The following is a 14,815-nucleotide window of genomic DNA, read 5'->3' as shown; positions in this document are numbered from 1 at the left end:
TGAGCGGTCGGGGGCGGCGGTGTGGACAGCCATGGGGACGGTTCCCGCGATCCGGGTCAGGCGCCGAGCGGCGGTACGGACAAGGTGACGCCCGCGTCCGAGCAGTGTCCCCGCGCCACTTCCCGGAGGTCCTTCACGTCCTTCGCGGACGGTGCCTCGGAGGACTTCCGGGCGGTCGCCAGCGCCCAGCCCTCGTACGTGGCGACCCGGTAGCCGAGGTAGCCGTCCTTCATGTGCGCGCGGCGCTCGTCACCGGTCTTCTCCCACCACTTCTCCGCTTCCGGGGCGGGACCGGCGGAGATCGCCTTGGCCTCGGTGATGATGCGCTGCGCCAGCCGGCAGTCCTCGGCGGAGGCCTGGCTGAGCTCGTCGCGGTCCAGCCACCAGTACCCCGCTCCGGCGGCCAGGGCCATGGCGGTCACGGCCGCCGCCGCGCCGATGACGAGACGGTTCCGCTTGCGGTTCCGCGTGGCGGGCGTGACGGGCGTGGCGTTCATCGAATCCTCCGGATGTCTTCTCGGCCGCGTTCGGCGGCAGTGAGAAGTCTGGAGTTCGGCGGCCCGCCGGGCATCGGCCACGGATCCGAGATCGGAGGCGGCGGATCTGGCACACCGGACGGGCCGGCCCCTGCGCCCCCGGGTGCAGAACCGGGGGGCGCTTCTGCGCCCTCAGGGGGAGGGACGGACCAGCCCGGACTCGTAGGCGAACGCGACGGCCTGGGCACGGTCCCGCAGGTGCAGCTTCGCCATGAGGTTGCCCAGGTGCGTCTTCACCGTGGCCCCCGCGACGTACAGTTCCGCCGCGATCTCGGCGTTGGACAGCCCCCGGGCGACCAGGGTGAGCACGTCCCGCTCGCGTGCGGTGAGGACGTCCAGCCGTTCGGCCTGGCCGTTCGCCGGGGCCAGCCGGTCCGAGACCCGGTCGAGGAGCAGCCGGGTGATGCGCGGCGCCACCACCGACTCCCCCGCGGCCAGGACCCGGATGGCGTTCACGACCTCCGCGGCGGGGGCGTTCTTCAGCAGGAAGCCGCCGGCTCCGGCGCGCAGGGCCGCGAACGCGTCCTCGTCGTTGTCGAAGGTGGTCAGCACCAGTACGCCGGGCGGGTCGTCGAGCCGCATCAGCCGCTCCGTGGCCTGGATGCCGTCCATGACGGGCATGCGGATGTCCATGATGACGACGTCCGCCTCGACCTTTTCCAGCAGGTCGAGGGCGTCCGCCCCGTTCTCCGCCTCGCCGACGACCTCGATGTCGTCCTGGCCGGCCAGCACCATGGAGAAACCGGCCCGGATCAGCGGCTGGTCGTCCACCACGGCCACCCGGATCGGTCTGTCCGCCTGTGTCATCACGTCGTCCTTGTCGGAATCGAGGCACGTACGTGCCATCCGTTGCCGAGCCGAGGGCCGGCCTCGAAGCTGCCCCCGGCGAGTTCCACCCGCTCCCGCATCCCCACGAGTCCGTTCCCTCCGGAGCGTCCGCCGACGCCGTGGCCGGCGAGGGTGCCCGCCCCGTCGTCGACCACGCTGATCAGCAGGGTGTCCCGCTCCTCGTGGAGCCGGATGTCGACCCCGGCCCCGGCTCCGGCGTGGCGGAGCACGTTGGTGAGGCACTCCTGGACGATGCGGAAGGCCGTCATCTCCTCCGCCGGGGACAGCCGTCCCTCGCCGACCTCGACCGACACGTCCACGGTCAGCCCGGCGGCCCGGGCGCGTTCGGCGACGACCTCGATCTCGTCGAGGGTGACCAGGCGCCGTGGCGGGCCGCCGTCGGCGGGGTCCGGGGCGCCGGGGTCCGGGTCGGCGGAGCCGGGGTTCCCCTCGCGCAGCACCCGGACGATGCGGTGCATGTCGTCGATCGCGTCCCGGCCGGTGGCGGCGATCGTCCTCAGCGCGGACTGCGCCCTGTCCGGCGACTTGCGCAGCACGGCCTCGGCGCCGTCGGCCTGGAGGATCATCACGGCCAGGCTGTGCGCCACCACGTCGTGCAGTTCACGGGCGATCTCGGCCCGTTCCCGGGTCGCGGCCAGCCGGATCCGCTGTTCCTGTTCCCGCTCGGCGTGCCAGGCGCGGGCCGCCTGGCTCTCGGCGTAGAGGCGCCGGGTGTGCAGGGCGAAGGCCGTCAGCCAGACCGTCAGCGTCAGTCCCCAGAAGATCGGGAGCGATTCGAGGTCGACGAACGGCTCGATGCCGAGGACCGGCATCCCCACCGTCCCGGCCGCCGTGGCCAGCAGCACCACGGCGCCCGCGAGGTACGGCATCCAGGTGGTCCGGGAGTGGTGGACGACCGACATCATGGCGAACAGCACGGCCACGTCGTACGAGGCGGGCGCCGACGCCAGCGGGAAGTCGGGCAGGTCGTACAGGACGAACTGGACGACGCCCAGCGCCAGGACGGCCGCCAGCACCGTGCCGGGGAACCGTCTGCGGGCCAGCAGGCACAGGGCCATCAGCCCGCCCAAGAGCAGGTCGTACTCCTCGCTGTAGTACTCCGCCGCCACCAGGACCAGCAGCACGATGCCGATGTCGCACGCCCGGGCGACGGCGCGTCCGTACCGGCCGGACGGCGCCATCCAGGCCGACGGGACCGGGACCGTCCTCTCCTCAGCCAAGCGTCGTACCTTTCGCCTCCGGCGGGGCCGCGACCGCGCGGCCTGCCGGAACAAGTGCCGCCGGACCGCGGCGACTTCGGGGTGAGGACGGCGCCCTCACCCGCCCATACTGCCTCAGCGCGCGGCACACCGGTGCCGGGCGCCCCGCACGCGGAGGCCGCCCGGCACCGGTCGGCGGCTCAGCGGTTGTAGCGCATGAACGCGCGCACCATGTGGCAGGTGGTGTCCGACGGCGGGTGGACGCCGATCAGGGCCGCCGTGGTGCGGATCTTGGCGTTGCGGGCCTGGCTGGGCAGGTAGACGCCGGAGTCGAGCAGGGCGATGGCGAGCCGCATCGCCTTGAGTCGGCGGTTGTGCGTGACGTACCACTCGCGCGGGCGGCCCGCCGGGAGCGGGCGCTTCTCCACGGGAGCGCAGGGCAGTTCGAGCGGCACGGGACGCTTCGCGGTGGACTGGGTGGGCAGGGGCTTCGGCTTCAGTGCGGCAGCGGGCACGGGCATCCTCCTGTCGCGGTCGGGGCGGTCCGCCGGGGTCCCCGACGACTCCGGTACCACCCTCGAACACTGCCTCCATTCTACTGTCCCCCACTGACAATCAGCAGGCCCGAAGGAGCCAATAAATGCCCTGGTGGAGATGGGTTTTGCCGTGACGTCACACAGGTCCCGCACGACACGCGCACGAGGGCGAAGAATTCGAACAGAGTGGGGGTCGGCGTACCGTGGGCGGCATGGAGATCTGGATCAACCCGGCCTGTTCCAAGTGCCGTGGCGCCCTCAGCCTGCTCGACGCCGAGGGGGCCGAGTACACCGTCCGCCGCTATCTGGAGGACGTGCCGAGCGAGGACGAGATCCGGGCGGTGCTGGAGCGGCTCGGGCTGGAGCCGTGGGACATCACCCGGACCCGGGAGGCCGTCGCGACGGAGCTGGGGATCGAGGAGTGGGCGCGGGACGCCGGCACGCGGGACCGCTGGATCGCGGCGCTCGCCTCGCACCCCGGGCTGATCCAGCGGCCGATCATCACGGCGGACGACGGTACGGCGGTCGTGGGCCGCACGGAGGAGGCCGTACGGGACGCCCTCTCCCGCTGACGGCCGTGTGACGCAGGCCACTTCGGCGAGTCGGCCCGGCCGCTGAGCAACTCCGTTCGGTATCTCGTACATAGCGGCGTACGCCCCCCTACCTCTTCAGGAGGCGCGGATGTCGCGCAGGAGAACGCTCGGTCCGAAGAAGAAGCTCGCGCTGCTGGTCGGTGCCGCGACGGTGGCGGGAGGCGGGGCCTTCGTCATGGCGACCACGTCGAACGCCGCCCCGCCGTCGGCCACCACCAAGTCGGCGGCGGACTCGACCGTCTGCCAGGGCCTGGCCACCGCGCTCGGCAACAACGAGAAGTTCATCGAGGGCCAGCGGGCCGCCCCCGACGCGCAGTCCGAGGCGCGGATCGCCAACCGCGAGGCGGTCATCGCCCAGATCCGGGTCCAGCAGGAGGCGTCCGGGTGCACGGTGGGGGAGTCGGCTCAGGACTCCCAGGCCGCGCGGCCGCAGCAGCCCGCACCCTCGCAGCCGCCGGCCGCGGCGGAGGGGGAAGGGGCGGCGCAGGCCTCCGGTGAGCAGGTGTGCGACGGGTCGACCGTCACCCTCTCCGGTGAGGACGGCGCCCCGGCCGCGTCCAGCGACCGGTTCCCGGCCGGCACGAAGCTGAAGGTGACCAACCTGGACAACGGCAAGTCCACGACGGTGGAGGTCACCTCCGTCTCCGGCAGTTGCGTACTGCTCAACAACGCGGCCTTCGAGCAGGTCCGCGAGGCCGGCAAGTTCCTGATCCGCCGGGCGGTGATCGAGAAGGTGGGGTGAGGTCCGGGTTCGTCGCGGATCCCCGGGGCCCGCCGCTCCCCCCACCGGGGCGGCGGGCCCGCCCGCGTCCCCCGCGACCGGGCACGCGTGCTCACACGGTGGGGCGGGACGCGGCGGTGTCAGGTAACACGGGGTTCACATTCGGGCAATGGCCGGGAAATCGCCTGTTGACAAGCTGCGTGGCATCGACGGCGGCGCCCCAGTGCCGCAGCGCCGCAGCACCCGCACCAGCGCCCAGACCCACCCCCGAAGGATGTGGACCGTGAGCTTCAAGGCCGAGTACATCTGGATCGACGGCACCGAGCCGACCGCCAAGCTGCGTTCCAAGACGAAGATCCTGGCCGACGACGCCAAGGGCGCGGAGCTGCCGATCTGGGGCTTCGACGGTTCCTCCACCAACCAGGCGGAGGGCCACGCCTCCGACTGCGTGCTCAAGCCGGTCTTCGTCTGCCCGGACCCGATCCGCGGCGGTGACGACGTCCTGGTGCTGTGCGAGGTCCTGAACACGGACATGACGCCGCACGCGACCAACACGCGTGCCGCGCTGGCCGAGGTCGCCGGGAAGTTCGCCGCGCAGGAGCCGATCTTCGGCATCGAGCAGGAGTACACCTTCTTCAAGGGTGCCCGCCCGCTCGGCTTCCCCGAGGGCGGCTTCCCGGCCGCGCAGGGCGGCTACTACTGCGGTGTCGGCTCGGACGAGATCTTCGGCCGTGACGTCGTCGAGGCGCACCTGGAGAACTGCCTGAAGGCGGGCCTCGGCATCTCCGGCATCAACGCCGAGGTCATGCCCGGCCAGTGGGAGTTCCAGGTCGGCCCGCTGGCCCCGCTGGAGGTCTCCGACCAGCTGTGGGTGGCCCGCTGGCTGCTCTACCGCACGGCCGAGGACTTCGAGGTCTCCGCCACCCTCGACCCCAAGCCGGTCAAGGGCGACTGGAACGGCGCGGGCGCGCACACCAACTTCTCCACCAAGGCGATGCGCGAGGGCTACGACGCGATCATCACCGCGTGCGAGTCGCTCGGCGAGGGCTCCAAGCCGCTGGACCACGTCAAGAACTACGGCGCCGGCATCGACGACCGCCTCACCGGCCTGCACGAGACCGCCCCGTGGAACGAGTACTCCTACGGCGTCTCCAACCGCGGCGCCTCGGTCCGCATCCCGTGGCAGGTCGAGAAGGACGGCAAGGGCTACATCGAGGACCGCCGTCCGAACGCCAACGTCGACCCGTACGTGGTGACCCGCCTGCTGGTCGACACGTGCTGCACCGCGCTGGAGAAGGCCGGCCAGGTCTGATCCGTACCGCAGTCGTCGCGAGGGGCGTCCACCGATCGGGGTGGGCGCCCCTCCACGTCGTCCGAGCGGTGGAAGGGGACTCCTGCGGATCCCCCGCGTCTGCTTCAATGGACGCATGGCCAGCTTCCGGAAGTACGACGCGACGGGTCGCCGTGACCTGGAACCGTTCTGGCCTTCCCGTCAGCACCACGACTTCGACCGGGTGTGTTGTCGCGCGACGAGCGCGCCGGCCCTCTGACGCCCGGATCCCCTCCCGGCCTTCGGCCGGCGCGCACCGCGAACGTCCTCGACGCATCCCTTCGCGCGAAAGAGCTGACGACTCATGGCGACCCCCCGTTCCCTGTCCCCCGTGCCCCCCGCCTCCCCTTCCGCACCTCCCCGGCTGCGCGCCGTCGACCGGGACGAGGTGGTGACCGTGGCGGACCTGCTGCCGCCGGGTGCCACCTGGCTGCCCGCGCCGCAGCACGCCCTGCCCGTCCTGCCCGGCCGCCCGCCGATGGTCGGCTACCTGGTGCTGGTCCCCGCCGACCGGCAACCGCCGTTCCCGGCCGGCTCCCCCGAGCCCGAAACCGCCGGCGACCCGCTGATCCGGGTCGACCCCGCACAGCGCACCGCCCACGTCGACGGACGGCAACTCGACCTCACCTACCTGGAGTTCGAACTGCTCGCCCACCTCGTGGCGCACCCGAACCGGGTGCACACCCGGGACCACCTGGTCGGCACGGTGTGGGGCTACGGCCACGTCGGCGACGGCCGTACCGTCGACGTCCACATCGCCCGGCTGCGCCGCAAACTGGGCGCCGGACACCGGGACACGATCCGCACGGTGCGCCGGGTCGGCTACAAGTACGTTCCGCCGGCCGGGCGCTGAGTCCCCTGCGGCCGGTCTGCCGACGGCAGATTCCCGTTCCCCCGCGCCGCCCGGCCGGGCAGAGTCACCGGTATGAGACTTCTGGTGCTGGGTGGTACGGAGTTCGCGGGCCGGGCCGTCGTCGAGGCGGCCCTCGGGCGGGGCTGGGAGGTGACCGTCTTCCACCGGGGGCGGCACGGGGCGCCGCGGGGCGCGCGGACGCTGCTGGGTGACCGCACCGCGCCGGACGGCCTGGCCGCGCTCGGCGAGGAGCCCGGCGAGTGGGACGTCGTCGTCGACACCTGGTCGTCCGCGCCGCGCGCGGTGCGGGACGCGGCGCGGCTGCTGCGGGGCCGCGCCGGACGGTACGTGTACGTGTCGAGCTGCTCGGTGTACGAGTGGGCCCCGCCCGCCGGGTACACCGAGCGGGCGCCCGTGGTGGAGGGCGCCCGTGCCGACGCCGGTCCCACGGACTACGCGCGGGACAAGCGGGGCGGTGAGCTGGCCGCCGTGGACGCCTTCGGCGCGGACCGGTCGCTGCTGGTGCGGGCGGGGCTGATCCTCGGGCCGTACGAGAACGTGGGCCGGCTGCCCTGGTGGCTGGACCGGACGGCGCGCGGCGGGCCGGTCCTCGCGCCGGGCCCGCGTGACCTGCCGCTCCAGTACGTCGACGTCCGCGACCTCGCGGAGTGGATCCTCGGGGCGGTGGAGCAGGGGCTGAGCGGGCCGTACAACCTGATGTCGCCGCGGGGGCACACCACGACGGGCGAGCTGCTGGAGGCGTGTGCCGGGGTGACCGGGGGCGCGGCCGAGCTGCGGTGGACCGCGCCGGAGGTGATCCTCGAAGCGGGGATCGAGCCGTGGACGCAGCTGCCGGTGTGGGTGCCACCGGGCAGCGACCTGCACGACGCGCTGCACTCGGCGGACGTCTCCCGGGCGGTCGCGGCGGGGCTGCGCTGCCGCCCGGTCGCCGAGACCGTGGCCGACACCTGGGCCTGGCTGGAGGACATCGGCGGCACCGCGCCCCGGCGCCCGGACCGGCCGGCCATCGGGCTCGATCCGGAGGTGGAGGCGAAGGTGCTGGGGGCTACCGGAGGGGTGTAGCCAGCACCACCCCCGGGTCGGGTGCCCGGCCCAGTGCCCCGCCCGCCCCGCCCGGCCAGACTGGTGCCATGACCACCGACACGAAGAACGGCCAGGGGCGGACCGGGGGGCGGGGCATCGCGCTCGCCGCGATACGAGGGCTGGCGCTCGCCCTGGTGGCGCTGCCGGGGGCGGTGCTGTGCTTCGTGCTGTCCGTGGTGTCCATCGCGCTGATCCCGATCGGGGTCGGCATCGTCACCACCCCGTACGTGCTGCGGGGGGTGCGGGCGTTCGCGAACTGGCGGCGGGTGCTGGCGGCCGAGTGGGGCGGGGTGCGGATCCCGCCGTCGTACCGGCCGATACCGGAGGACGCCAACCCGTGGGGGCGGACGTTCGGGATGCTGGGCGACCCGGCGACCTGGCGGGACCTGCGGTGGCTGCCGGTCGACATGACCGCCGGTTTCGTCACCGCGCTGCTGCCGTTCGCGCTGCTGGTCTATCCGCTGGAGGGCATGGCCATCGCGGCCGGACTGTGGCGGGTGCTGCCCGACGGGTACTGGTACGGCTTCGTACGGGTGACGGACCAGATGTCCGCGCTGGGCGCCGGCGCGCTCGCCCTCGCCCTGCTGTTCCTCGCTCACTTCCTCACCCCGCGCCTGCTGCACGTCCACTTCCTGCTCACGCGGGCCGTCCTCGGCTCGGGCCGGGGCGAGCTGGCCGAGCGGGTGCGGGTGCTGACCGAGACCCGGCGGGACGCCGTGGACACCTCCGCCGCCGAACTGCGGCGCATCGAGCGGGACCTGCACGACGGGGCGCAGGCGCGGCTGGTCGCCATGGGCATGGACCTGGGGACGATCGAGGCGCTGATCGAGAAGGACCCGGCGAAGGCGCGTGAGCTGCTGGCGCACGCCCGGCGGTCCTCCGCCGAGGCACTGACCGAGCTGCGGGAGCTGGTGCGCGGCATCCACCCGCCGGTGCTGGCCGAGCGCGGGCTGGGGGACGCGGTGCGGGCGCTGGCGCTGCGGCTGCCGGTGGCCACGGAGGTGACCGTGGAGCTGCCCGGGCGGGCGGAGGCGCCGGTGGAGTCGGCGGCGTACTTCGCGGTGAGCGAGGTGCTCACCAATGCGGTGAAGCACTCCGGGGCGGACCGCGTCTGGATCGACCTGCACCACGCCGACGGCCATCTGCGGGTGGCGGTCACCGACAACGGGCGGGGCGGCGCGGTGATCGGCGCCGGTTCGGGGCTGACCGGGGTGGAGCGGCGACTGGGTACATTCGACGGCGTCCTGGCCGTCAGCAGCCCCGCCGGCGGCCCCACCATGGTCACCGTGGAGATCCCTTGCGCGTTGTCCTAGCCGAAGACCTGTTCCTGCTGCGCGACGGACTCGTCCGGTTGCTCGAAGCGCACGACTTCGAGATCGCGGCGGCCGTGGAGTCCGGACCCGAGCTGGCGCGGGCGCTGGCCGATCAGGACCCCGACGTCGCCGTGGTCGACGTACGGCTGCCGCCGACGCACACCGACGAGGGGCTGCAGTGCGCGCTGGAGGCCCGCCGCAGGCGGCCGGGGCTGCCGGTGCTGGTGCTCTCGCAGCACGTGGAGCAGCTGTACGCACGGGAGTTGCTGGCGGACGGCGGAGGCGGGGTGGGCTATCTGCTGAAGGACCGGGTGTTCGACGCGGAGCAGTTCGTGGACGCGGTACGGCGGGTGGCGCGGGGAGGTACGGCGATGGATCCGCAGGTGATCCAGCAGCTGCTGGCGCGGCAGTCGGGGAACGACCGGCCGCTGGCGCGGCTGACGCCCCGCGAGCTGGAGGTGCTGGAGCTGATGGCGCAGGGGCGGACCAACGCGGCGATCGCGGCCAAGCTGGTGGTGACGGAACGGGCGATCGCGAAGCACACCGCGAACATCTTCGCCAAGCTGGGTCTTGAGGTCTCGGACGACGACAACCGGCGCGTGCTGGCGGTTCTCGCGTATCTCGACCACGGCCGGTGAAACCGGGCCCGCCGCCCCTTCACTCCGGGTGGACGGTCGACAACTCCCGGTGTTCCAGGGCCTGTTGAAACCATTGGTGCGTACGAACTTCTCACCGATTTCCGTGACGGGTGAACACCCGTGGGGCGGCTCCCGTACTCAAGGGAGCCGCTTCACTCCTGTCGGGCCGCTCGATGCCCCGCAAAGGGATGCCCCCGTAAGGAAGGTCAAGAGGGAGTTCCATGGGACGCAACACAAGAAAACGCCGTATGCCGCTGGCCACCAAAGTGACAGCCGGGGCGGCGGCCCTGGCGCTCGGTGGGGGCGGGCTGGTCTGGGCCAACTTCTATGCCTCGGCGCACGAGGACGGAGGCCACAACCGGACGAAGTCGAGGGGGGCGCAGGTCGCCACGATCAACTGCCCCGACGTCGGCCAGAAGCTGACGAAGGTGCCGCGGCAGGCACGCAGGGGCGTGGCGAAGGAACTGGCGCTGCTGGACCGGCAGATCACGGACGCCTACACGCGTCTCGCGGAGACGCGCCAGGCCCAGGCGGGTGACGCGAGCTACGTCGACAACGCCATCCTCGGACCGCTGAAGTCCAAGCGGACGGCCACCCTGGACCGGATCGGCATCAACATCAACCGGGCGGGCGGCAAGGCGCCGCGCGACCTGGGCCGGTTCGCCCGGTGCCAGGGCGTCCCGGCCGAGCAGCCGGGGAACGGCGGCGGCCAGGACCAGGGTGGCGGTCAGGGCGACGGCGGCCAGAACCAGGGTGGCGGCGGTCAGGACAACGGCCAGGACCAGGGCAACGGCGGTCAGGCCGGCAACGGTCCCGTGGCGGACGACTTCATCAAGATCGAGGACGTCCAGCCGAACTCCCGCAACCTGCCCAACGGCCTGGCCGCGAACGGCGACGGCGGTTCGACGGGCAGCTTCACCACCGAGTGCGGCACCAACGAGAACGAGCTGCGCAACTCGGACAACGTGATCGTCGCTCCCGGTGTCAGCAACGGCGCCCAGCACCAGCACGACTACGTCGGCAACCAGGCCAACACCGCCTTCGCGAGCGACGAGGACCTGGCGAACGGCGAGACGACCTGTCAGAACCAGGGCGACCGGTCGACGTACTTCTGGCCGGTCCTGCGGATCCAGGACGGTACGCAGGACATCGACCAGGGCCAGCCGGGCGGCGGGCAGGACGGCAACGTCGGCAAGATCGTCGCGCCCACCGACGTGGAGCTGAAGTTCGTCGGCAACCGGACGAGCGACGTCGTCGCCATGCCGACGGCCCTGCGCATCATCACCGGTGACGCGAAGGCCTTCACCAACGGCCTGAACAACGCCAACACCGCCTGGAGCTGCACCGGCTTCGAGGACCGGCAGGTGACGGACAAGTACCCGGTCTGCCCCGAGGGCAGCGGCGTGGTCCGCACGACCGCCTTCCAGAGCTGCTGGGACGGCCAGAACATCGACAGCGCCAACCACCGCACGCACGTCGACTTCGTCGAGGCGGACGGCACCTGCTCGAACGGCTTCCAGGCCATCCCCCAGCTCCAGGTCCGCCTGGTGTACGACAACATCCCGGCCCCGCGGATCGAGAACGGGCAGGTCGTGAACCCGTTCGCGCTGGACTCCTTCCCGGAGCAGCTGCACAAGCCGATCACCGACCACAACGACTTCATCAACTTCTTCGACGAGGAGCTGATGAACCAGATGGTCGAGTGCATCAACAGCGGCCAGGACTGCCAGTAGCGGCGGTCCGGTAACCGGAGAAGGGGCCGGCGGCGGGATCTCCCGCCGCCGGCCCCTTCGTGTGCCCGAGGCCTCGGGTCAGCCGTGGTGGCCGCCCTCGCTGTGGCCGCCGCCCTGGTTGTGGCTGCCGCCGGGGTTCATGTGCTCGGAGCCCTCCTCCATGGTCCCGCCGAGTGTGCTCCGCAGCGCCGTGACGGTCCGCTCCTCGCCGACGGCCACCCACTTGCGGCCGACGAGGTAGTAGCCGCCGTAGTCCTTGGCGGTGCTGAGCCATTCGGCCTGGCCCCGGTCGGTGGCGAAGGTGGCGAGGACGTACTTCTCGTCGCCCTTCTCGCACAGCGCCTGGCGGATGGTGTCGGCGTCGGTCTGCATGTTCGGCTCGCACTCCGCCTCGGCGGCCAGGTGCTCCAGGCTGCCGGTCGCGGTGGGCGGCACCTCGTCCTCGCCGCCCCCGCCGGATCCGCAGGCGGTCAGCACCAGTGCCGCCGCCGCACCGGCCAGCGCGAGCATCGGTCGGGTCAGCCTCATGTGTTCCTCCGGTCCCTCACGGGCGACATGCCGCACGGAGCCCCGGCTCGGGGCCCTCCCCCTTCGATACGGCCGCGACGCCCGCGACGCTCAAATCCCGGTGACCATCCCCCGGTCCGCTCGTTCTGCCGGGTGTGCAGCCACAGGATGTCGTCCCGCCCTCCCCCGACTCCCCCGCCCCCTCCGCGGCCGGCCCGGTCGTGGGCGTCGAGCAGGCCGAGGCGGCGCTCGTCGAGCACTACCCGCGGCTCGTCCGGCTCGCCTACCTGGTGCTGCCGTCCGGCAGCGGCCGGAGCAGGCGGGTGCTCACCGCGCACGCCCTGGTCCAGCGGGCACTGCCCCGGGGCCGCACCGCCGCGCCGTTGATCCCCGCCCAGCGGGCCGGCCGGGACGGCGACCCGGGGTACGCGCTGATCCGCCTCCAGGTGCTGCGCACGGCGCTGGGGCGCGGGAGGCGGTTGCCGCCGCCGCTTCCGCGGGTGTGGGGGCTGAAGCTGTTCCCGCGCTCGGGCGGCGCCGACGAACTCGCCCTGGACCAGCGGCTGGCCGAACTGTCCGGGCCGGCCCGCGCCGCCCACGCCCTGCGCGGCCTGGAGCGGCTCCCGGACGGGGACGTGCGCGAGGTGCTCACGGCGGCGGGCGTCACCGACGTGGACGCCGCGCTGGAGGAGGCCGACCGGATCCCCGACCCGTACCGGCTGCTCGACTCCCCCGAGTTCGACCCCTGCGTGCTCCGGGCCCGGCCTACGGATCTGCTGCGCCGCCGCCGGCGTCTGAAGGCCGCGCTGGTCGGCGGGGCGGCGCTGGCGGTGTGCGGGACACTGCTGGGGCCGCCGGGCGACGGCTGGGGCCCGGACGGCGCCGCCGCGCCCCCGTACGCGCGCAACCCGGCCGCGCAGGCCGCGCTGGACCCGGGGAAGCTGACCCGGGTCTCCCCCACCGCGTGGAAGACCTCCGCGCGCACCGACTTCTCCGTGTGGCCGGCGCGCGGCGACCGCACCGGTGACCGGGCCCTGCTGCGCCGCGCCCTCGCCGTCTGGGCCCGGCCCGGGGAGGGCGTGCGGGTGTCGGCGACCCCGGGCACCCCGTCCGGCGGCCCCGCCGGACCACCCCGGCTGCTGTACGCGGGGACGGTCGACACCGCGCGCGTGGTGATCCTGTACGACGGTCTGCGCCTGGCCAGGTACGCCGAGCCGAAGGACGGCACGCAAGGCGCCGTCCTCGACTTCGCCCGCGTCGACGGCGCCGGGCGGGCCGGGTCGGGCGCGGTGGTGCTGAGCCGGGCCGACGGCAACGTCCGCTACCTGCTGGCCCCCTGGGTCCGTGAGGCCGGCGAGCGGGACCTGCGCGAGCCGGACTCGGGCGTGATGTCCCTCCCCCTCAGCGGCGGGGTGACCTCGCCGCTGGCCAGTCCCGCCCTGCGGCCGGGACCGTGCACCTCCTGGAACGTGCTGCAGCTGGCCGACGGCACCGGCACCCGGCTGGTGACCGACCTCGGCGAACTGGTCCCGGCCCACCTCACCGCCGGACGTCCGGGCGGGGCACGTGAGGCCTCCGGTGCCGTGGCGCTGCGCACCTGGGCGCCGTACGCCTGCTCGCTGGGCGCGATGCGCTCGGCGGGGGTGCGGAGCGTGAACGCCTGGGTGTTCGCCGAGCAGCCGCTGCCCGCGGCGGGAGGCACGGCGGAGTGGGTGTGCACCCGCGCGGAGACCTGGCGGGGCGGCGGGGCCCGGGTGCTGGCGCAGTTCCACACGCCGGGCGGGCGGTTCGGGGCGGTGGCGGCGAAGGCCGAGTCCGTGCCGGCCTGCGGGGAACGGGAGCCCCGGGTGCTCGCCGGGGTGCTGTGGAGGTCCGGGGCGGGCACCTGGTACCTGCTGGCCGCCGGCAGCGGTGACACGGTGTCGGTCAGGGCGACCGGCGGGGTCGAGGGGGCGGTCCGGGGCCGTCTGCTGGCCGTCCGCGCGAGGAAGGGCGCCCGGGCCGAGCTCAGGGGCAGGCTGGAGGACGGACGGTCGATCGGTGGACTGCGCTAGCCGGTCGAACACCCCCGTCCGGTCCGGGCCGTTCGAGGCCGGAATCAATCGGTAAGGTGTTCGCATGACGAGCGGGGCACGGCGCAGAATGGGAGTCGAGGAACGGCGGCAGCAGTTGATCGGCGTGGCCCTCGAACTGTTCAGCCGGCGCTCCCCCGACGAGGTCTCCGTCGACGAGATAGCGTCGCGGGCGGGCATCTCCCGTCCGCTAGTCTACCACTACTTTCCCGGCAAACTCAGCCTGTACGAGGCCGCGTTGAGGCGGGCGGCGGATGATCTGGCCTCCCGGTTCACGGAGCCGCACGAGGGCCCCCTGGGGTCGCGGCTGCGGCGGGCGATGGCCCGCTTCTTCGACTTCGTCGACGAGCACGGGCCCGGTTTCGCCGCTCTGATGCGCGGCGGCCCGGCGGTCGGTTCCTCGGCCACCAACGCGCTGATCGACTCCGTGCGGCAGGCCGCGTACGACCAGATGCTGTCGCACATGGGGGTGGTGGGTCCGGCGCCGGTACGGCTGGAACTGGTCGTACGGTCCTGGATCTCGCTCGTCGAGTCGACTGCGCTGATCTGGCTGGACGGCAGGCGCATCCCGCGCGCCGAGCTGGAGGCGCAGCTGGTGCAGGACTTCGCCGCGCTGGCCGCCGTCGCCGCCGCCCGCGACGAGGAACTGGCCACGCTGCTGCGTGGCCTGCTCAAGAACGAGCCGGGCGACGGGCCGTTCACCGACCTCGCCACCCGGCTGATCTCACTGGCCGCTCCCTAGATGAATGAGTCCGATGTTCTCAGTGGTCATAGGCGATCAGGGACCGTTTGATCTTGGCGCCGGTGGTCCAGTTGTGCCAGATGCCGGCG

At 73.1% G+C, this 14,815-nt stretch carries 15 protein-coding genes; 10 read left to right on the top strand and 5 right to left on the bottom strand.

Translation table 11 applies throughout. The features are described from left to right. Positions 1–56 precede the first annotated feature (56 nt). From ACH5AO_RS15310 to ACH5AO_RS15295, 4 genes are all read right to left on the bottom strand, one after another. Positions 57–497, bottom strand: a complete 441-nt coding sequence (locus ACH5AO_RS15310) for a hypothetical protein (protein WP_398924746.1) — start codon at positions 495–497, stop codon at positions 57–59. A 171-nt stretch (positions 498–668) separates the two neighbouring features. After that, complete coding sequence (locus tag ACH5AO_RS15305) at positions 669–1,343, bottom strand: response regulator (RefSeq protein WP_398924745.1); 675 nt, start codon at positions 1,341–1,343, stop codon at positions 669–671. Continuing rightward, the gene (locus ACH5AO_RS15300; protein ID WP_398924744.1) at positions 1,343–2,605 is read right to left on the bottom strand and encodes a sensor histidine kinase; all 1,263 of its coding nucleotides are present in this window, start codon (positions 2,603–2,605) and stop codon (positions 1,343–1,345) included. Before ACH5AO_RS15300 ends, ACH5AO_RS15305 begins: the two co-directional genes overlap by 1 nt. A gap of 179 nt (positions 2,606–2,784) precedes the next feature. Beyond that, positions 2,785–3,099 (bottom strand): hypothetical protein, encoded by a 315-nt coding sequence (locus ACH5AO_RS15295; RefSeq protein WP_398924743.1) that lies wholly within the window; start codon positions 3,097–3,099, stop codon positions 2,785–2,787. A gap of 233 nt (positions 3,100–3,332) precedes the next feature. On the opposite strand from ACH5AO_RS15295, the gene ACH5AO_RS15290 reads away from it, so the two are divergent. The 8 genes from ACH5AO_RS15290 (at position 3,333) to ACH5AO_RS15255 (ending at position 11,405) form a co-directional block, all read left to right on the top strand. Next, positions 3,333–3,692, top strand: coding sequence for an arsenate reductase family protein (locus tag ACH5AO_RS15290; RefSeq protein WP_398924742.1), 360 nt, complete (start codon positions 3,333–3,335; stop codon positions 3,690–3,692). Between the two features lie 109 nt (positions 3,693–3,801). Next, complete coding sequence (locus ACH5AO_RS15285; RefSeq protein ID WP_398924741.1) at positions 3,802–4,455, top strand: hypothetical protein; 654 nt, start codon at positions 3,802–3,804, stop codon at positions 4,453–4,455. 262 nt (positions 4,456–4,717) lie between these two features. Further along, positions 4,718–5,746, top strand: coding sequence for a glutamine synthetase (gene glnII, locus ACH5AO_RS15280; RefSeq protein ID WP_398924740.1), 1,029 nt, complete (start codon positions 4,718–4,720; stop codon positions 5,744–5,746). Between the two features lie 322 nt (positions 5,747–6,068). Further along, on the top strand, positions 6,069–6,617 hold the full coding sequence (locus tag ACH5AO_RS15275) for a winged helix-turn-helix domain-containing protein (protein WP_398924739.1): 549 nt from the start codon (positions 6,069–6,071) through the stop codon (positions 6,615–6,617). Positions 6,618–6,689: 72 nt separating this feature from the next. Then, positions 6,690–7,700: an SDR family oxidoreductase gene (locus ACH5AO_RS15270; RefSeq protein ID WP_398924738.1), complete on the top strand. Its 1,011-nt coding sequence runs from the start codon at positions 6,690–6,692 to the stop codon at positions 7,698–7,700. A gap of 68 nt (positions 7,701–7,768) precedes the next feature. After that, entirely contained in the window at positions 7,769–9,034 is a 1,266-nt protein-coding gene (locus tag ACH5AO_RS15265) for a sensor histidine kinase (protein WP_398924737.1), read from the top strand. Continuing rightward, positions 9,019–9,672 carry a LuxR C-terminal-related transcriptional regulator gene (locus ACH5AO_RS15260; RefSeq protein ID WP_398924736.1) on the top strand — a complete coding sequence of 218 codons (654 nt, stop codon included), beginning with the start codon at positions 9,019–9,021 and terminating at the stop codon, positions 9,670–9,672. Before ACH5AO_RS15265 ends, ACH5AO_RS15260 begins: the two co-directional genes overlap by 16 nt. Positions 9,673–9,893: 221 nt before the next feature. Further along, on the top strand, positions 9,894–11,405 hold the full coding sequence (locus ACH5AO_RS15255; protein WP_398924735.1) for a DUF1996 domain-containing protein: 1,512 nt from the start codon (positions 9,894–9,896) through the stop codon (positions 11,403–11,405). Between the two features lie 78 nt (positions 11,406–11,483). On the opposite strand, the gene ACH5AO_RS15250 is transcribed toward ACH5AO_RS15255, so the two are convergent. After that, complete coding sequence (locus ACH5AO_RS15250; RefSeq protein ID WP_398924734.1) at positions 11,484–11,933, bottom strand: hypothetical protein; 450 nt, start codon at positions 11,931–11,933, stop codon at positions 11,484–11,486. 134 nt (positions 11,934–12,067) lie between these two features. Between ACH5AO_RS15250 and ACH5AO_RS15245 the strand changes: the two genes are divergently transcribed. Together ACH5AO_RS15245 and ACH5AO_RS15240 are read left to right on the top strand one after the other, a co-directional pair. Continuing rightward, complete coding sequence (locus tag ACH5AO_RS15245) at positions 12,068–13,966, top strand: hypothetical protein (protein ID WP_398924733.1); 1,899 nt, start codon at positions 12,068–12,070, stop codon at positions 13,964–13,966. A gap of 64 nt (positions 13,967–14,030) precedes the next feature. Further along, on the top strand, positions 14,031–14,726 hold the full coding sequence (locus tag ACH5AO_RS15240; RefSeq protein WP_398924732.1) for a TetR/AcrR family transcriptional regulator: 696 nt from the start codon (positions 14,031–14,033) through the stop codon (positions 14,724–14,726). The last annotated feature ends 89 nt before the right edge of the window (positions 14,727–14,815 follow it).

It is taken from the genome of Streptomyces sp. NPDC018964, from assembly GCF_044390325.1.
GTDB lineage: Bacteria > Actinomycetota > Actinomycetes > Streptomycetales > Streptomycetaceae > Streptomyces.
This window is presented reverse-complemented; position numbering and strand designations above follow the sequence as displayed.